Below are 19,153 nucleotides of genomic sequence, written 5' to 3'. Positions count from 1 at the left end.
TTAAGCCTTTTCCATTACTATTGTCACCGTCGTACCATAATGTAACTTACTCTGAATTTTTACGTAACCATTATGCTTTTCGACGATTTGCTTAACAATCGCAAGCCCTAAGCCGCTGCCACCTGTCGTCGATGTACGCGCTTCTTCCCCCCGATAAAACTGGTCGAATACGAAAGGAAGCTGTGACTCCGCAATCCCTTGCCCATTATCAGTTACAAGAATTTCAACCATATCATCGACTACCACTACCTCTATTGTCATACACAAAGATTTAGTTTTCTTTTTAAACTTCATACTATTTTCGATTATGTTAGTAAATGCTCGATTCATTTGCATACGATCAATAGAGATGTATACATCCTCATTAACATGTAACAGACATTGGACATCTCGATTGTATAACTGAAACTCTTCTACCATATGTGCGAGGAACTTTGCAAGTTGGATACGTTCAAAATAGAAAGGAACTGCCTCTGCATCAAGCTTGGAGTAGAGGAAGAGTTCTTCAATTAAACGATTCAATGCGAGTGATTTCGTATGTATCGTCTTCAAATACTTCTCCTGCTTTTCAGGTGTATCAGCAACCCCCTCCTGTAAGCCTTCAACATACCCAATAATGGATGTAATCGGTGTTTTTAAATCATGCGAAATACTTGCTATTAGTCCCTTCCGATTATTTTCAAGATTTTGCTGCTCTTGTTTAGAGATGAATATTGCCGTGCGCATACTCTCAAAATTAGTTGTCAGCTGCTGGATTTCTTTTGCTGTATTGACAGGTAAAGTTGGTGTCTCGACCCTCAAATCTCCCTCGCGTATTTCAGACATGACCTGCCCTAAATTTTCTAAAGGGTTAATAATTGTCTTGCGTAAAAGTTGATTTAAAAAAAGCATTGCGGCGATGGATACAAGAAGGATAATGAAAATAATAATTATTCCCCATTTTGTAAGAAATTCCAAAAAACTATTTTCCTTTTTCAGCACAAGGACGCTTCCCTTCGCCTTGTCGCTATAATAAAAATCAAACTTAATGTAGCGATACAGTCTACCCGCATTATCAATTGTACCTTTCGTTTCAATATTATTCGTATTAAAACTTGGAAAATGTACGATAAGCGACTCTTCTACTAATTCCTTCGAATAATACAAAATCTCATCATCTTGACGAATAACTACTCCAAGTGACTTCTGCTCTATTTGTTGCAAATTCTTTTGCAAATCTTCTGCTAGAAACTTATCTGGATTTGTCTTCGCAATATTACGTAACTCTACGTAAGCAAGCTCCTCTTCAGAACTCAAGGAGCGTTGCTTCGTAAAAGATTGATACAATGTTTTAGGTGTCGAAACGGATCCTGTCGTCACATAAAAAGCAATGCATAAAATTGTGAGAATGGAGACACTTGCAATGACGATACCGCCAATATATGAAGTTAAAAATCGATTTTTGATTGTCACATTAATCTCCTTTTCTCCATTTATAAAAGAGATTCTTTACTTTTTCAAGTAATAGACTTTCTTGTTATTTAAAAACTAAATGAAGGCTTTAAATCTCCATTATATGGTTCATGCTCTACAAATATTGTGATATCCTTACCATCCGCATCCTTACCAACACGTTTATAAGTAAACTTGTCGTCGTTTAACTCTGTAAGCTCCAACGCTGCACCGTATTTATTTTTGCCGATTGATACATGAGCACGGACTTTATTGTCGTGTATCACATCAAAGTAACCATAATCCCCTCGACTCTCTCCCGTTTCTATATTAAAGAATTCATATTGATTCGTACCTTCTTCAAACTTTGCAACACTCAAAAAATTCTCGTTATACTTTGTGACATCATTGCCTTTTTCATCAAGTGCCTTTGTACCTTGCCATAATGTTTTACTAAGAATTTTATCCCCATCTTCATCAGTATTAATATTTCCTGTAGAAGTAGTTAACTTTTGAAATGGATTTGTGAAGACTAAATCTTTTTCATCATATGGTATATGCTCCACAAACACTTCGACATCTTTTCCATCCGTATCTTTACCCATACGTTTGTAAGTGAAAATATCCTCATCTAATTCGGTCATTTCTACAACGGCTTGATATTTCATCGTATCTGATATTAAAATACGCTTCATACCATCATTTGTCATAAAGAATGTACCTTCATCGCCACGCGTCTCACCTGTTTTCGCGTCAAAAAATTCATATCTACCTGTCTCTGAATCATATTTTGCTAAACCGATAAACCCTGCATTTTCCTTAGTTAAATCATTTTTATCTTTGTCGTACACACGAGTACCTTGCCAATTTGTACCGCTTAGTACATTCGCCATTTCTTGGCCCTTTGTAAGTTGTTGCTCAGGTTTTACCGCTTCTTCCTGTTGACTCTGCACAGTTGAATTGTTCGCCTCATTTTTTGTAGTTTCATCGCATGCCGCTAGTAATGTGACTGAACTGAATATAGCTAGTGTTGCGAATTTCAAATTTTTCTTCATAGTATTTTCACTCCTTTATGATTTGCTTCCCCCTTATTATGAAGCTCAATTCTAAACTCTATATATCGCAAATATAAACAAAATATAAATTCGAGAAAAAATGCATTATGCGTTCGTACAGGTGAAACCTAACGGTAAATAAAAAAAGGCATATGAAATATTCCATATACCATTCAACACTATTTAGATTAATTGATGACAATAAACCGCACTTACTTATGATACGGTTCACCTTTCTTAATGTTAAGTCTATAATTATGTATTCCACAATCTGGCCCTTTAGTTGAACAAGTTCCTAAAGTATCACATGCATATTATATACAAATCTAGTTTACATAAAGTCACTTATAGGCAATAAAAGAGGATCTTCGATTGGAAGATCCTTTTAGCTGCTTGTTCCACTAAAGCACCCTTTCGTATTATAAGGTCAGCCAGAGAAATCTGGTTGACTATTTTTTATTCAGTTTATAGATTGATAGTAGCCGGGGTAGAACGTAAGCGCCCGTGGGACTTGATCCCGACCGTTAAACTGTTCGCCCTCTACTTGTTAACACATGATTAGGCTGGTTGGGGCATAGTGATCCCGTATAACAAGCGAAGATATGAATGACAAGGTAGATAGAGGTTACCGGTCAATCCATTACATCAGGAGGAGATAATACATGAATCCAGTAGTTGGTCTGGATGTCGCAAAAGGTGAAAGTCAGGTTCAAATGTTCTTGGAGAAAAAAATGCCCTATAAAAACAGTGTGAAGGTTGAACATACGGTGGAGGGTCTAGAAGAGTTACACTCTTATTTACTAGATTTAGAGCGTCAAACAGGGATGAAACCACCTGTTGTTTTAGAATCAACGGGCCACTATCATGCCCCAGTTGTTCAGTTTTTAGAAGCACGAGAGTATATTGTGATTATCGTTAATCCGTTGGTAGCCTACCGAGCGAAAAGTTCTAGCTTACGGAAAACCAAAACAGATGCCATTGATGCATATCACTTAGGTGAAATGTATTACAAAGAAGACTTAGAGCCTCAAAAAAAAGCGTGGTATTCAGTTATTAAACCTTTGGCATCTAACAAGGCAGCATGAAAATATGACAGGAATTATGGTTCAAACAATGCTTCAATTACAAGCAGTATTAGATCAAGTATTCCCTGAGTATAAAGGTGTTTTTGGTAATTTATACAGTGAGATTTCATTAAAGACTTTACAGGCCTACCCTACCTCTGAATCAGTCCTAGAAGCAGGTAGAGAAGAGATTGCACAATTCATTGATGCAAATTGTAAAGCACGTTCATTTAATTGGGCGCATGAGAAAGCTAAAGAATTGATTTTAGCTGCAGAGCGCAACCCATTTCAGTCAACGCTTTATCATAGCCTTCTTGTCAGCCTGAATATGTATATAGATTTACTTCAAGCGTACCACCAACAGCTTTCTTCGTTCGAGCGTGAGATTGATGAGTTAGCGATACAACTTGAAGAATATGAACTACTCCAAACAATTCCCGGTGTAGGTGAAAAAATCGCTGCAACGATTATTTCTGAAATTGGGGAAATTGATCGGTTTAGTCATCCTAAAAAGTTAGTTGTCTTTGCAGGACTTGATCCAAGTGTGTTCGAATCAGGTCGCTTTAAAGTTACAAAAAATCATATTACCAAACGTGGCTCAGCTAGGCTTCGACGTATGCTTTATACAGCCGTTCGCTGCTCTATACGTGATAGCCGTAAAAAGAAAACAACTGACGAAACTATAGCACGCAATAAGAGAATACGAGCCTTCTACGACTTAAAACGCGAAGAAGGTAAACCCATACAGAGTAGCGATTATCGCTTGCGCTAATAAGCTTTTACACTGGATTTATGCGATGTTAAAAACGAAAACACCGTTCCAAGAAGCAATTTAGTAACAACATTTTCAAATACAACAAAACCTTCCAAATTAGATTCGGAGGGTTATTTGAGTTGTGCATTTTTAGTATAGCATGAAGTGATTTTCGATTTAAAATGTTTTTCTTGACAATCTATTAGCTGGTTTAACGGAATAGTGTGACTAGAATTTTTAAACATCCTTATTGTAAATGTAACGATTTTATTTGTAATTAAACAACTTTATTGTCACTCAACATCTAAAGCATCCATAGCATCATATAAACATGCGTATATTTGTGACATTTCATTATTTTCAACATACTATGAATTAGCCCATGCAAGTAGTAAGTGCCTCCTTTAATACAAAAGGAGATGTATGTATATGTCAGGTTGTGTAGATGGCGGATGTGATGGTGGTCGTGGATTTGGTGGCGGATTTGCCTTGTTAATTGTATTGTTTATCCTCTTAATCATTATTGGATGTAGTTGTGGTGGTGGATTTGGCGGAGTTGGTGGCGGCGGATTCGGCGGCGGCTATGGTTACGGGGGCGGTTACGGGGGCTTCTGCTAATAATAATTAACAAAAGGACGTCCGTCACAGGACGTCCTTCTTTAAATTAAAGATGGTTATTAAATTAAGATTGCTGACTATCAAGACCATGTTTATGTAATTAGTTTTTTCTCTTAGTTCATCCAGATAATAAAAAAAGGAGCTGTTGATCGGCTCCTGGGATTTAAGTAATGAATCCGTATTATTATTTAATGAGGCTAGCAAGAACCATTTCAGTAATGTCCACCATATCCCATGTCGTGAGACGGATAACCACCATATCCCATGCCATGAGATGGATAACCACCATACCCCATGCCATGAGATGGATAACCACCATACCCCATACCATGAGATGGATAACCACCATACCCCATGCCATGAGATGGATAACCACCATATCCCATGCCGTGAGATGGATAACCACCATACCCCATGCCATAAGACGGATAACCACCATATCCCATGCCTTGAGATGGATAACCACCATACCCCATGCCGTAGCCATAACTTCCAACATTTTGTCTTTCCATTTTATATCTCCTCCTCAAATTGTTTCAAATATAGTGTATGTGTCCATATTCAATGAGGGGTAGGTATTTGCCTATTTGTAAAGGATGTATGCTTGGTTGTTATTATATTTGAGGTATAGGCATAACCTCTCGTTGTACCAGATTTCACAAGACAATTAGCAACAGTCAACGATTTACTGTTCTTTCCTCCCCCTAATAGAAGAAGGAGTTTTTATGAATGTATGATTTTGTATATTTTCACACATTAAAAAGACCATCATTTGGCAGCCTTTTTATGGAACTATCGCACCCGTTACTTTAAGTATAACTTTTCACAATCTTTGATATATAAAAAGAAAAATGTGTAGATAGAAACCTACAACATTCCCCAAAATAAATTGATTTCAGCGGTAAGTAAGCGAAGAATCAATCCTATGGTAACCATCTTAATTATTTGCTTTGGAGACTGATATAAAACAAAAATCGTGGCTATCCAAAGTAACAATTCCAGATTATATTTAATGTAAAAATACCAAACTCCAAACCCAAAAGCCTGTCTTGAAATAAGCATAAATATTATTGATGAAATGCAAATAGCAATTATACCTTTCCCTTTTGCATACCAACATACAAAAGCCAAAAATGGCGAAATAACAGTCATGATAATCCAAATCATCATATATGATTTAGGAAAAAAACCAGCTATCATAATAGTATAAAGATAATAGCTACCTACCATGCCTACAAAAAATAAAAAAACATTTATGGCAGACCTAACAGGTGATTTGCTATACGCAGATATTAGCATCGCAAGGAAAATCCAAACTCCCATACGAGAAAAGAAGTTACTTAAATCCAACACTTCAAGAAAGTATGGTAATAAATTACTGGCAGTTTCATCAAGCACCTTAGAAATTACACCTAAAATAACCCCTGCGATAAATATTAAAGTCGAATATAAAAATTTTCTTGATATCGGTATATTGATTGGTCTTCGAATTTCATTCAAAAAGTTTTTCATTTATTCCCTCCCAAATATAAACAATTTTTATTTCACATTTTTCTACTAACGGACATTAATCATCTGATTGTATTTTACAGTAGGTGAATACCTATTGTAATTTCTTGTTGAACAAACCTGCTTTGTTAGTTGAAGAAGTTTTTTCCGAATGTATGATTTTAGATATTTTCGTACATTGTAAAGACCACCAATTTGGTGGTCACGTTGTTGAATTAAAGCACTCCGTGAGCTTAATAAGAAATTGAACTTACTAAGTAAGATGTTCTTTAAAAATCTGTTTAAAATACGGCTTAAAATCAATTTCAATCATTTGTTGAGAATCCTCATTATCAATTGTTAGTAGCACACTTGCCCGTTCTTTCTTATCTGCTGTAATTTCAAGTTTTTCAACTCGTTTCAGGTCTAAAAGTGATAACAATCTATTTGAACTATGCATAGATACTTGTATTTTAACTTCACCATACGAGGGACAAAGCTTAATAACAAAGTCTTCCTGTCCATTAGAGAATCGATAAGTTGCTTCATTATAATAAAATGGCAAGTCTTTTTTAGTTGTATCTAATAACATTGGTTTCGATTCGAATAACGAAAGAAAGTCGTTTTCTTCTGGAAATATTGGCATCTTCACATCCCCTTTTTATCCCTATTTTAACATTCCTTATTGAACTAAACTGCCAGTTAACTTAATAAGCTAGATTAAAAAACTCCTCTTTCTATTTCAAAAAGAGTTTACATAATCATCCTTATTGATATTGAAAAAGGATCTTCGGTTGGAAGATCCTTTTAGCTACTTGTTAAATTAAAGCGCCCGATTGTTGAAGATCGTTAAACAAATATAACCCCCGTTACTTGAATAAGGATTGAACTTTTAAAGCAACTTCTTTTGGTTAAACATCAATAGATGATAATCTTTCAATATTCTACATTACTTATATCTACTTAATATTTCTTCTGGAATATGACAATAATCGTTTGGACATCTAGCTAACCTATCTTGATGTTCTTCTGCACTTCTCACATAGTTTGTAAGAGGTAATACTTCAACAACTATAAGGTCATAATCATTTCTCTCATCAAGAAATGCTTTCGCTTCTTTTAAGTGTTCTTGCTTTTCACTATATACTCCTGTTCTGTATTTCTTACCAACATCTTGTCCTTGTTTATTCAAACTGTACGGATCAATTATTTCGAAAAAATATCCCATTAATTCCTTTAAAGTTACCACCGCTGGATCAAATCCTGTTTTTACACATTCGGCGTAACCATCATAATCACCCTCAAGAGTGTGACTTTTTCCATTAGCTCTTCCCGCTTCTGTAAACTTAACTCCAGGTAAAGTTTTTACAAAAGCTTGTACTCCCCATAAACACCCACCTGCAAAATATACTATTTCCATATTATTCTCCTCCTTATGCAGCAAATTAGCCCAACAATCCCAGAATGGAGTCCAGTTCTTATTCAAGTATCGCGCCCGATTGTTGAATACTGTTATTGAAGTAAAGCCCCCTTTACTTTAAGTGTATTTCTTCACAATCTTTTCGTTAAACAGTTTTTATCTAAACAGGGAAATTATTAATTATAAAACTCCATATGTGTTTTTTCCTTTTTATAATAATCCAGCCTATCTTGTAAAGTACCTGTATGAAATTCAAACTTATGACCATCAGGGTCGGTAAAATAAATGGATTTTTTATCTCTTTGGTCTCTTGGACGACCTGAAAGGATGTTTACATTCAATCCCTCAAGCTTACGGTACATATCATCAAACTCAACTTCTTCTATTGAAAATGCAATATGAGTGTATGACTGGCTGATTTCATTACGGGGAATATCTTTTTCTTCATTAAGGGCAAGCCATATACCATTCAAATCAAAATAGGCTGTACTTCTGCCCCTGACTAACAACTTTGCATCAAACACATTTTTATAAAACTCTAACGATTTCTCTAAATTAGATACAGAAAATAAAAAGTGATTAAGACCTTTTACCGACATAATAACACCTCAAAAGTACATTTTTTTATAATTCCATCATACAAAGGAAATAAACTTTATTGAAGTATTCTGCTCCGTTACTTTAAGTACAAAGTTTCACAAACTCGCCTAAACTTTCACCTAGATTCTAGGTGTTATTCAACAATCTGGCCCGTTTGCTGAATAAGGTTTCTAAGGAACACATGAATGCTCTATACAAATCTAGTTAACATAAAATTCCTTATGGTATTGAAAAAGGATCTTCGGTTGGAAGATCCTTTTAACGACTTTATTTCAAGAACTTTCTTTTCACTTAATAATATAATTAGTTATTAGCACTAAAGTTATAGTCCCAATAATCAAAGCAACAATGTGAATTAAAATCTTGTATCTCAGCTTAGTTTTTAATAAGAAATATAATTTAAAAGTGAAATAAATTAATATCATATCAATAGGTGCCTTAATTAATGAAATAATAAGTTTATTATTAATGTGGAAGTTTTCATAAATAAACTCCTTAAAAGAAGAATTATTTACCATTCCAAGAATAGATAAAACGACTTGATAAACAAAAAACTTAAAGAGGTTCACACAATTCAACTCCCCTCAACTATCCTGCTCCGTTACTTTAAGTGCAAAATTTCACAATCTCTTCTAATCTCTAACATACATATCCAATTTTTTTAAAGTGTTATTCAATTAAATAGCCGTTTGCTGAATAAAGGCTCTATATGGAACACATAAATGTTTTATACAGATCTAGTTAACATAAGGTCAATTTTCGGAACTTCCGAAACATAAAACCCCTTGGTACTCAAGGGGTTCCGACTAGATCAACGCACTGTTGAATTAAAGCATCTGTTAGTGAAAGAAATACCTTAGAGAATAATTACAATAAATAGTAATCCTATACCTATAAGAAATCCACCAATCAACTCATAATTGTCCAACAAGAAGAAGAATTTACTTTTATTGTTAAAATCGAATGATACAATCCTTTTTCTTAACCAAAATCCAAAAATGATAGTAAAAAGGAGCCCAAAAAGAAGTAACAGTGGAGTATCTTTTATATATGTTTCACTTCCCATTATTCACACCTACCAGTAATCACTAAAGATTAATAATTAATTTTATTAATCTTTCTTTTTATAAAAGTATACTGCTTCTTTAGTTGAATAGGGAGTTTCTCCGAATGTATGATTTTAAATATTTTCGTACTTTGAAAAGACCACCAATTTGGTAGTCACGTTGTTGAATTAAAGCACTCCGTTAGTGGAAATGGTGTACCCATCGCAGGACGCCTCATGATTAGTCGTAAGCTATTATATATTTACTTAAAGTGGCTAATCTTTCTGTAATAATGTGCCATTTTGTTTATTGAATATTTTATAATGTATTCCAAATTCAGAACCTTCATAATAGGTAACTTCGCAATATGCCGTTTTTAATGAACCTTTATCCCAATTATCAGGAGGAACACTAAAAAATATATTTTCTGAAAACAGAATATCTAAATAAGAATCTTTTGTGGTGTCCCAATATTCAACTGAACACGCACCCCTTACTGTGTCGTGATCTCCCTTTATAATCTTAGGCATTACCGTTAGGGCATCCCAAAACACGGTGAGAGATAAAAGGGCAATTAATATGAGTCCAAGCTGGATTCCATAGTATTTAATAAGCGATAAAGGTTTCTTTTTTTGAGTCTTTCTCATATACAAAATACCTGCTATACATAAAATAAAGCCTAAACTCGTTAATGAAAATGCACCTAGTAGTTCCATAATTTTACCTTCACCTGCTCTGTCTATCGTGTTAATTCATTATACATCAATTTTAGTAGTGCTTTAACTTCCTGCAATAGTTGAATAACACCCTGTTTACTATCAGTTGTTATTCAACTAACCTGCCCCGTTAGCTTAATAAGCTAGATTAAAAAACTCCTCTTATTTTATTAAGAGGAGTTTACATAATCACCCTTTAGTTTCACCTTTGTTCCCCTACTTTTTCAAATTTAGGCAGAATCTTATTTATTTCACTACTTGGTAAAGGACGGCTAAAATAGTAGCCCTGTCCCTCGGAACAATTTAGTTTCGAAAGAAAGGATAATTGCTCCTGATTTTCAATGCCTTCAGCAATAACACTGACACTTAAATGGGAAGCCATATCGATGATCGCTTTAACCATAACCCCATTATCAGTTTGTATATCATTAATAAAGGAACGGTCAATTTTTAGGCTATCGATAGGAAAGTGCCTTAAGTAAGCTAAAGAGGAATAACCAGTTCCAAAATCATCTATAGAGAGTCTTACCCCAAGAGACTTTAATTCCTTTAGAATTGGAATAGTAAAAGTAGGGTCTTGCATTAAGCTTTCAGTAATCTCCAATTCTAAATAACACGGTTGTAATTGTGTCTCATTTAAAATTCGTTTGACCATTTCAATCAAATCCTCCCTAAACAAGTAAGGAGATATATTAACCCCTATTCTTATTGGAAGTGTTCCATTTTCCTGCCATTTTTTATTTTGTTTACACGCTGTTTCAAGAACCCATTTAGTTATGGGAGTAATTAAACCAGTTTCTTCTGCCAACGGGATAAATTCAGACGGAGGTATGTTTCCTGTAACTGGATGCTTCCAACGAATTAAAGCCTCTACTCCAATAATCTTATTGGAAGATAAATCTATCTGTGGCTGATAGTGAAGGATAAAATCCTTTTCTTCTACGGCTTGTCTTAATGCTCGTTCCAAATTCATTGTTTTGTTCATATCTTCATACATTTTTGATGAATAAAATTGAATAGAATTCATGCCTTTTTTTTTCGCAACATACATGGCACTATCTGCCTTTTTTACAAGGGTTTCAATATCTCCCCCATCACTTGGAAAAAGGCTGATTCCAACACTTGCACTAAGATATAAACTTTCGTCATTAATATGAAAAGAAGGTGAAAGTAAATGATTAATTTCATTTGCCAGTTCGTTAACATCGTTCATTGTACAATTCTTTAATGCAATAATAAATTCATCACCTCCGAATCGATATAACTCGGCTTTTTCATGTAGGTAAGTAAATATTCTATTTGATACTTCTCTAAGAACCTGATCGCCTACGCTATGACCCAGCGTATCATTAATAAATTTAAACCGGTTTAAATCTAAAAAAAGTAGTGCCATTTGATTATTTTTATTTTCATTTATCCATTGGTTCAAATTATCCTTCAAATAACGTCGGTTACGAAGCCCAGTTAATTCATCATGATAAGAGTTATACAGAATCTGCTCTTCCATTTTCATCTGTTCTGTAATATCCTGCCGAATTGAAATGTATTGATAAGGTATGCCTTTGTTATCTACAAAGGGTATAATCGTTGTTTTTACCCAATAATTAGAACCATCTTTAGCTTTGTTTTTAATATTACCCATCCAAACCCGTCCATCTTGAATGGTCTTCCACATACTTTTCATAAATGATTTAGGATGGTATCCTGAATTAACAATTCGATGGTTGTTTCCAATTAATTCGTTTTTACTATACTTTGAGATTTCACAAAATTTATTATTAACATAAGTGATGATTCCCCTATGATCTGTTATTGCCACAATCGATGATTCATCTAACGCAAACTTAAAATCTTCTAACTCTTTTATTTTTATTTCAAGATCTGTTTCATTCTTTTTTTCATTTGTAATATCTCGCCCTAAAATCAATAATTCATTTCGACTACCATCTACATTAAAAAAAGGGACTTTTATAATATCAAAGATCCTCATTTCATCCTCTATATTATAAACACTCTCTTCAAATTTGGTAATCTTACCGTTTAACCAAGTCTCTTCATCAGATATCCTACAATTTTCAAAAAAAACTTGAAAATTAGGATATAGCTTGGCTAAGTCATTATCTTTTTTCCCTAAAAAATATAAATAATCTAACTGTAACAAGTTTTTATTACTAGAAATTGAATTCATTCGAATCCATTTACCTTCACCATCTTTTAAACAAACAAAATCAACTATTTCCTCCATTATTTCCATAAGTAAAAACTTTTCTATATTTAGTTCTTGAACTAAATTCACCATTCTCCATTCATTCCCTTTTATACAAGAAGATATATGTATTAAATTTATTATAGAAAAAGTAAAATAAACTACTATTAATTTTTGATCCAAATCACAAACATTTTTATAAGTATATTATACTACCCCAAGATAGTTTAACAGGATTTTTTTCATGTTAAACCGTTCAAAATTATTGGTGGGGATAACGTTGTTTAGCTAAATTAAATCAGATTCAAGTATTCTCCAACCTTCCTTATCGCTATATCTGTAGGAGTTAGGTAAACTTTCACAATCTCAGCAGAGTAGAACCTATTGATACACAATTAATTTATATATAAATTAGGCTTAATTATGGCTCATAAGACTTGTACCAAAATCTAATCGTTGTAAATCTGCACTTTCCTGATGTAGCTTTGTAATAAAGTTTGATCAAAATTTTCCAAAAATCCTTATACAACAGTGCTTTCTTTATAATCACCCTTATAAAAAGGTGTAACTTTATTAAAACAACGGTTAAACTTTGTTTTATACGCTAAGACTTTATTTCAAATCCACATTAGGCAACTCCATCATTAACTTTACTAGGTATTGATAGAAATCGATGCCGTTTGCTTTTGCTGTTTCCGCCAAACTTAAACAGAGCGCATTCGCTTTAGCACCGGCTTCGCTCACAGAAAACAGCGAAAGAAAACGGATTGAATCCATCCAAATATCTCAAATATCTATTCGAAAAGATGCCACAGCTATCAGACCCGAAAGATCCAGAAGAACTGGATCGGTTACTGCCGTGGTCGCTGTCGTTGCCGTTGACCTGTCGCGTATTTAAATCATAAATCAGCATAAATTAGCCCTCATCTATTTAAGGTAGGGGGCTATTTGACGCTTACGAATTAATTGACGACGGTGTTGCTATTCCGAGTCGTTATGCAAAAGAAGATAATAATTGGTTGAATCTATCGCGCTCCTCTAAAAAAGCGCAATGTCCGCTGTATTGGAACGGAACTAGCTTCGAATTTTTTATCAGCTTATTTGTTTCCTCAGCTTGGGTAAACGGAACGACTTTATCATGAATTCCGTGAATAATTAATGTGGGTACATCGATCTGACCGAGATCGTTGTAAACATTTTCATCTCTAAGCGTGACCATAATGGCGGAAGTCGCCCAATTCGCCGCTTGTAATCCCATTAAAACGAACCAATCGGATTTCGGTTCGGAAATATACTGAGAGAAAAAAATTCCCGTTTGGTCTTGCAGCATTTGCGGTCGGTCATGATTTGTATCTTCGATGATTTTATTTGTAAATTCTTTTGGAACGCTAGATGGAGAGGCAGCGTCGATCAGGACGAGTTTAGATACCCCATACCCTTTGTAACGAGCCATATAACGAATCGAGATCGCGCCTCCTGTAGAGTGTCCTGCCAGTGTTATGTTTTTTAACTGTAACGTCTCGATGACCATGCGGACATCATCTGCTAATCTATCGAAACTGTACCCGCTAAAAGGTTTATCCGAATTGCCATATCCCCTCCAGTCCATTCCGATACAACGATATCCAAGCGTTGGAAGGAAGTTGAACTGATATTCGAACTGGTTATGATTTAGCGGCCATCCATGAATAAAAAGTATCGTTTTATTTCCCTTCGGATTGATGTCCTCTATAAATACGTTGACGCCTGGTTCGACAGTTACAAAGTAGCCCAAGTGCATCACTCCAATTATTAAAAAGTAATTTCCTATTAAGATATTTACCCAAGGCAGAGTGTATGCCTAATTTCGGCGTTAAACTTTGTTGAGATAGTGCGAAGAGGTTTCTGATGAATACATGCTTAAGAAACGCCTAACGAAGGTAAGGGGATTTTTCGATTTTTGATGCACGGGCGGAGAGCCTTTCCTCATTGAACCAGGATATTCTGCATGCGGATGAGACGACGCTGCAAGTGCTACGAGAGCCGGGCAAGTCAGTGGAGACGCACTCGTACTTGTGGTTATATCGAATCGGCCGCATGGGACCGCCCTTCGTGATATTCGACTACTGACCAATCCACGCGATTTCCTGAAGGGATTCAGCGGACACCTGCACGTAGACGGGTTATTGTGAAAATGGAAAAGCCAACGGACGAACTTCTGTTTCAGTTCACGTTTATTGTGACAAGCCCGCATTTGGCACCGAAAAACAACCTCTTGCGGATATCATAGCCAAGAGGTTGTTTTTATCAAACTTTATTTTAAATAATCGAACTTTGTTTTAAATGATCAATCTTTTTTATAAAACTACACCTGACGCTCCCCCCTATATGCCCCTTTTATTACAAGTTTGCTTTAGCAAATCCACCAACTGAAGTTGGTTCGCAAAACATAGATTTTAATCTATGTTTAATTACGCCATGTTTATTGATCAGGGATAAACTACGCTAATCATGGCATGTTGGATGTGTCCGATATATTAATTATGGCGGAATAAAACAATAAGTCAGCAAGGTCTTCCCCCCCCCCTTAAGAGCCGTTTATAGCACCCGAGGTATTAACACCGCTTAAACCTTACTCAAAGAAAAGGATAAAACGCCTTAGAAGGCCTAATAAACAGCATGTACGACGGGTTTTAAAAAACACACTTCAAAATTCATAAACAAAATCCCTATTTTTTCGAATGCCCCCCTTTTGGAACCCTTCGAAACTAAAAATCCTACAAATAGGGGTAGAGTCAAGAAAATACGGATTTACAAAGCTAAGAAAGTTTACTCCTATAAAAAGGTCGATTCCTTGAGCATGGAATTCGACCTTTTTTTATTTACAATCACTCCACACACATTGTTTCACTTTCTTGAATATACTTACTTTAACGAAGGAGTGAGACAATTGTATGGACTTAAATGATAATTATATTATTCTTCTTCTCAGAGAAATCTCAAATTTATTATTTAGTGGCAATCTAACGGAAACTTTGATTTTTTCAGCCCTGATAAGGACTGTAACTAACGAGAGAATGGCAAGTTATTTTTTCATTTTATTAATAATTATCTTACGAATCATAAATTCGAGTGAGAATCTTGTAGCCACAAATGAGTCAACTAACGATACCGAAGCTACCTCTTCTTAGAAAACTTTATAATCTCAATAGAGTAAAGCTTATTGGTACATAATCAAATTAGCATTAAATTAAGACTTCATAATGTCTCAATGGCACGGGCAATAGATGGGAGAGCTTCCTTAAAAGACGGGCAGCTCTCTTTTTCTAGTTAAGTTATGGCCACAACGATTAGCATTAAATCATCATCGTCCACTTTCTCAGAGAATGATTATGAAATATGAGATTCGGCTTTTAACTAGAGAGAAAGTTTCTAATTATATCAATCATCACATGAAGCTAGCAGGAGCAAAAATGCCCATCTTTACAGAAACAGCAGTAGAATCAATCGCATTACGATCCCAATGGAGGCCCCGGGTTATCAATACCCTAACGATTAACAGTTTATTATTTGGTCTTCAACTAAAGAAAGAACAGATTGAGGAAATCGTCAGATTAGCAATAGAGGATAATGGCTAATCATGAGGCGAGGGATATTAGTATTTGACCATCATCAGCAAGAATGGAGAGTTTGAATATATCAACGTTTAATATATTACATGCCAAGCAATCATTATCACCTTTAAAAGTACTACATAATCGAAGTACGTCATCTATCTTTTCAGGTATATTGTTATTATTTATCTTTGAATAATAATCATGATTTTCAATACCCTTTGATGTTTAGATATCTTTATCTAGGAGATTAAATAATGAGTTTATGAATTTGGAAAATTTGATAAATATATAGATTAAAGAGGATCCAGTTTCTCCAGTCTCTTTAATTATATTATTCTTGTTTTACCCGGACAGTCAGCAGTATTAAAAAGGATAGAATGACGATTGAAATCACCCACATCCATGCCATTTTCATATTACCAGAATCAATCGCTATATAAATAGCTGTAGGAATCGTCTGTGTTTCTCCCGGAATGTTACCAGCAAACATTAAGGTAGCACCAAATTCACCCAATGCCCGTGCAAAGCTTAATATACTTCCAGAAATAAGGGCCTTTGAAGCTAGAGGAATGGAAATAAATAAAAAAATCCTCCATTCATTCGCTCCATCTACCCTAGCTGCCTCTTCAATGTCAAGGTTTACTCCTTGAAATCCTGATTTTGCGGACTGATACATAAGTGGAAATGCTACAACTATTGAAGCAATGACAGCAGCCCACCAAGTGAAAATAATGGGCTGCTTAAAAAGCCATTCAATAGCCTGTCCAGCCATACTATTCTTTCCAAAGATGACAATAAGAAAAAATCCAACAACTGTAGGAGGGAGAACCATCGGGAGCATGAGAGTAGTTTCCAAAATGGATTTCCCCTTAAAAGATCTTCTAGCTAAGATTCGTCCTATCAATGTTCCAATCAAAATAACAATAACACCTGATATAGTAGCTATTTTTATCGACAACCAAATTGGACTCAAAAATTCTTGCATAAAATCTTTATTTAATAGTAAATCCATATTCCTCAAATACCTTTAATGCATCGTCGCTTTGTAAATACTCATAAAATTCTTTTGCTGCTCCGTAATGTTTAGAGTCCTTAATGATACCGACAGGATAAATAATAGGAATGTGTGTTGCAGGACCGGCGGTTGCAACAATTTCTACCTTATCTGAAACCAATGCATCTGTTTTGTACACAATTCCAGCTTCAACATTACCGGTCTCCGCATAGGATAATACTTGACGGACATCCTTTGCATAAACTACTTTTGACTCAACATCTTTCCATATATCCATCTTTTCAAGAGACTCTTTTGCATATTTTCCTGCAGGCACTGTTTCAGGAGTTCCGATTGAAATTTTATCTACTTCAGCTTTTACAAGATCTTCGAAACCTTTAATAGATTGATCGTCTTTAGGGACAACTAAAACGAGTTCATTTCCAAGAAGATCCAATCCGTCTTCTTTCGCAATATTTCCTTCCTCAACCAATAAATCAAATTTATCTTCTGCTGCTGAGAAAAATAGATCAACCGGCGCTCCTTGAGAGATTTGTTGCTGCAAAGAACCAGAAGCCCCAAAGTTGAATTTCAACGTTATTTCGGGATGTTCTTCTTGATATGTATGTTGAATAACATCCATTGCATCTTTCAAACTAGCTGCTGCTGAAATGGTTAATTCAACATTTTCCTTAATTTCAGATGCTGTTTGTGTTACCTGCTTGTCTGAAGATTGATCTGCACTCTCTTTATTAGAACACGCTACTGCAAACATAAGTACAAATAAGAGTGTACTGACAAATTTAAACCGCTTTTGCATGTTTCCACCTCTACCCTCTCCACCCTATAGATATGATTTTTTATAACTATTTACATCTTATACCAACTAATTATAAAAATAACTATTTTTTCAAACTTTTAAGAAAATTCACCTTGATAAATATAAACCTGTGAATTTTTCCTATTATCCATCTAGATGAATACGATTTTATGTTTTGTAATCAAATAAATGCACTTTATTCATATCCACTGCTAGCTTGAGGGCATGTCCTTGTTTAACATCAGATCGTGTATCAAGTCGGGTAGTAAATAGTTGGCCCGCAATTTGTGAGTGTAGAATATTTTCTTCATCCAATAATTCAATTACTTCTATTTTCGTATTGATGATAGAACCTCTAGAAGTTTTAATAAAGACAGATCATCATTAAGAACTTTATTACGAACAGTTAAACTTTTTTTAAAGCAGTCAATCTTTATTTTAAACGGTTAAACTTCATTTTAAATACACATCACTAACCATTAAATTTAATTTCCGTTTAATTAAATTTAATGGTTAGGAAAATTGCTACTCATAAAAAGAGCAGCCAATATTGGTGAAGGTTAACTCATTATATGTAGCCCCCAATACTGCCCGTTCATCACGAGACAGTTCATGATTGAATTATGTATCCCCTCTGCAAGAACCAATTTACAAATAATCAATCTTTTATAAACAATCAAACTTTATTTCATTCATATCTATTGAAAAAAATAGAAAAAATACTTATGTAAATAGAAAAGACTCTGGAGAGCATCTCATCCCCAGAGCATTTTTACAGAATTATAACTATATTTATTTTACTTAACAGCTTCTTTTAATTCCTTACCTGGTTTAAAAGCAGGAACTTTGGAAGCTGCAATTTGTATTTCTTCTCCTGTTTGTGGGTTTCTACCCGTTCGAGCTGCTCGGTGGCGCACTTCAAACGTGCCAAATCCAATCAATTGTAATTTCTCTTCTTTAGCAAGCGTAACAGAAATTGTTTCAATCCATGCATCCACTGCTTTTTTAGCGTCTTCTTTTGTTAGTTCTGCTTGTACCGCTACCGCATTCACTAGATCTGTTTTGTTCATCGTCAAACACCTCGTCTTTTATTCTTCATTAATATGTAGTAATGACATTAACAACATAACATACGTTCGGTATGTCTGTCACTTGTAATGCTAGTGAATAGGAAGTTATATTCTAGTCATTATTGCTAAGATTAGCTCTTTACAATTTCCGAGAAGATGACTTATGTCAACCTCACATATATCGCGTACTCACTCTGTTCCTTCTCCTTAGTCTGAGTGTATCTTAGTAGACTATTTTTACGGATTTTTTCGCCCCAATATGCTATCCCTCAAAT

The 19,153-nt window shown here is 34.8% G+C and carries 15 protein-coding genes and 5 pseudogenes; 5 read left to right on the top strand and 15 right to left on the bottom strand.

Translation table 11 applies throughout. From position 1 onward, the window contains the following. A complete protein-coding gene (locus ACIQZI_RS22460) occupies nt 1–1,452 on the bottom strand; it encodes a sensor histidine kinase (protein WP_403077627.1) in 1,452 nt (483 codons plus the stop codon). 68 nt (nt 1,453–1,520) lie between these two features. After that, nucleotides 1,521–2,351: pseudogene (locus ACIQZI_RS22455) on the bottom strand (DUF4822 domain-containing protein); the annotation flags it as partial. Nucleotides 2,352–3,148: 797 nt separating this feature from the next. On the opposite strand from ACIQZI_RS22455, the pseudogene ACIQZI_RS22450 reads away from it, so the two are divergent. Together ACIQZI_RS22450 and ACIQZI_RS22445 are read left to right on the top strand one after the other, a co-directional pair. Next, nucleotides 3,149–4,386 (top strand): annotated as a pseudogene (locus ACIQZI_RS22450) (IS110 family RNA-guided transposase). A gap of 347 nt (nt 4,387–4,733) precedes the next feature. Beyond that, nucleotides 4,734–4,922: a YjcZ family sporulation protein gene (locus tag ACIQZI_RS22445; protein ID WP_403077625.1), complete on the top strand. Its 189-nt coding sequence runs from the start codon at nt 4,734–4,736 to the stop codon at nt 4,920–4,922. A 212-nt stretch (nt 4,923–5,134) separates the two neighbouring features. Here the strand turns inward: ACIQZI_RS22445 and ACIQZI_RS22440 are convergent, their stop codons facing one another. The 8 genes and pseudogenes from ACIQZI_RS22440 to ACIQZI_RS22405 form a co-directional block, all read right to left on the bottom strand. Then, nucleotides 5,135–5,452: a hypothetical protein gene (locus tag ACIQZI_RS22440; RefSeq protein WP_403077622.1), complete on the bottom strand. Its 318-nt coding sequence runs from the start codon at nt 5,450–5,452 to the stop codon at nt 5,135–5,137. A gap of 337 nt (nt 5,453–5,789) precedes the next feature. After that, nucleotides 5,790–6,434, bottom strand: a complete 645-nt coding sequence (locus ACIQZI_RS22435; protein ID WP_403077619.1) for a DUF6518 family protein — start codon at nt 6,432–6,434, stop codon at nt 5,790–5,792. A 250-nt stretch (nt 6,435–6,684) separates the two neighbouring features. Then, the gene (locus ACIQZI_RS22430; RefSeq protein WP_403077616.1) at nt 6,685–7,056 is read right to left on the bottom strand and encodes a hypothetical protein; all 372 of its coding nucleotides are present in this window, start codon (nt 7,054–7,056) and stop codon (nt 6,685–6,687) included. 303 nt (nt 7,057–7,359) lie between these two features. Continuing rightward, nucleotides 7,360–7,830 carry a peptide-methionine (S)-S-oxide reductase gene (locus ACIQZI_RS22425; RefSeq protein WP_403077613.1) on the bottom strand — a complete coding sequence of 157 codons (471 nt, stop codon included), beginning with the start codon at nt 7,828–7,830 and terminating at the stop codon, nt 7,360–7,362. 176 nt (nt 7,831–8,006) lie between these two features. Then, on the bottom strand, nt 8,007–8,429 hold the full coding sequence (gene fosM, locus ACIQZI_RS22420) for a FosM family fosfomycin resistance protein (RefSeq protein ID WP_403077610.1): 423 nt from the start codon (nt 8,427–8,429) through the stop codon (nt 8,007–8,009). A 1,322-nt stretch (nt 8,430–9,751) separates the two neighbouring features. After that, nucleotides 9,752–10,192: a flavoprotein gene (locus ACIQZI_RS22415; RefSeq protein ID WP_403077608.1), complete on the bottom strand. Its 441-nt coding sequence runs from the start codon at nt 10,190–10,192 to the stop codon at nt 9,752–9,754. 202 nt (nt 10,193–10,394) lie between these two features. Beyond that, the gene (locus ACIQZI_RS22410; protein ID WP_403077605.1) at nt 10,395–12,581 is read right to left on the bottom strand and encodes an EAL domain-containing protein; all 2,187 of its coding nucleotides are present in this window, start codon (nt 12,579–12,581) and stop codon (nt 10,395–10,397) included. A gap of 435 nt (nt 12,582–13,016) precedes the next feature. Next, a pseudogene (locus ACIQZI_RS22405) lies at nt 13,017–13,151 on the bottom strand (transposase domain-containing protein); the annotation flags it as partial. Between ACIQZI_RS22405 and ACIQZI_RS22400 the strand changes: the two are divergent. After that, a pseudogene (locus ACIQZI_RS22400) lies at nt 13,145–13,303 on the top strand (transposase domain-containing protein); the annotation flags it as partial. The pseudogenes ACIQZI_RS22405 and ACIQZI_RS22400 overlap by 7 nt on opposite strands. Nucleotides 13,304–13,392: 89 nt before the next feature. Here the strand turns inward: ACIQZI_RS22400 and ACIQZI_RS22395 are convergent. Continuing rightward, nucleotides 13,393–14,172 carry an alpha/beta fold hydrolase gene (locus ACIQZI_RS22395; protein ID WP_403077595.1) on the bottom strand — a complete coding sequence of 260 codons (780 nt, stop codon included), beginning with the start codon at nt 14,170–14,172 and terminating at the stop codon, nt 13,393–13,395. A 194-nt stretch (nt 14,173–14,366) separates the two neighbouring features. On the opposite strand from ACIQZI_RS22395, the pseudogene ACIQZI_RS22390 reads away from it, so the two are divergent. Further along, nucleotides 14,367–14,560: pseudogene (locus ACIQZI_RS22390) on the top strand (IS66 family transposase); the annotation flags it as partial. A gap of 1,209 nt (nt 14,561–15,769) precedes the next feature. Continuing rightward, entirely contained in the window at nt 15,770–16,015 is a 246-nt protein-coding gene (locus tag ACIQZI_RS22385; protein WP_403077593.1) for a hypothetical protein, read from the top strand. A gap of 310 nt (nt 16,016–16,325) precedes the next feature. Here the strand turns inward: ACIQZI_RS22385 and modB are convergent, their stop codons facing one another. The 4 genes from modB to ACIQZI_RS22365 form a co-directional block, all read right to left on the bottom strand. Beyond that, nucleotides 16,326–17,006, bottom strand: coding sequence for a molybdate ABC transporter permease subunit (gene modB / locus ACIQZI_RS22380; protein ID WP_062187464.1), 681 nt, complete (start codon nt 17,004–17,006; stop codon nt 16,326–16,328). Then, complete coding sequence (gene modA, locus ACIQZI_RS22375; RefSeq protein WP_403077589.1) at nt 16,987–17,808, bottom strand: molybdate ABC transporter substrate-binding protein; 822 nt, start codon at nt 17,806–17,808, stop codon at nt 16,987–16,989. Before modA ends, modB begins: the two co-directional genes overlap by 20 nt. Before the next feature lie 168 nt (nt 17,809–17,976). Beyond that, nucleotides 17,977–18,153, bottom strand: a complete 177-nt coding sequence (locus ACIQZI_RS22370; protein WP_403077699.1) for a TOBE domain-containing protein — start codon at nt 18,151–18,153, stop codon at nt 17,977–17,979. Between the two features lie 452 nt (nt 18,154–18,605). Continuing rightward, nucleotides 18,606–18,878, bottom strand: coding sequence for an HU family DNA-binding protein (locus ACIQZI_RS22365; protein ID WP_403077584.1), 273 nt, complete (start codon nt 18,876–18,878; stop codon nt 18,606–18,608). Between the last annotated feature and the right edge of the window lie 275 nt (nt 18,879–19,153).

This window comes from Peribacillus sp. NPDC096379, assembly GCF_044762875.1.
GTDB lineage: Bacteria > Bacillota > Bacilli > Bacillales > DSM-1321 > Peribacillus.
Note: the sequence above shows the minus strand (reverse complement) of the source record. Positions and strands in the feature narration are given on the sequence as shown.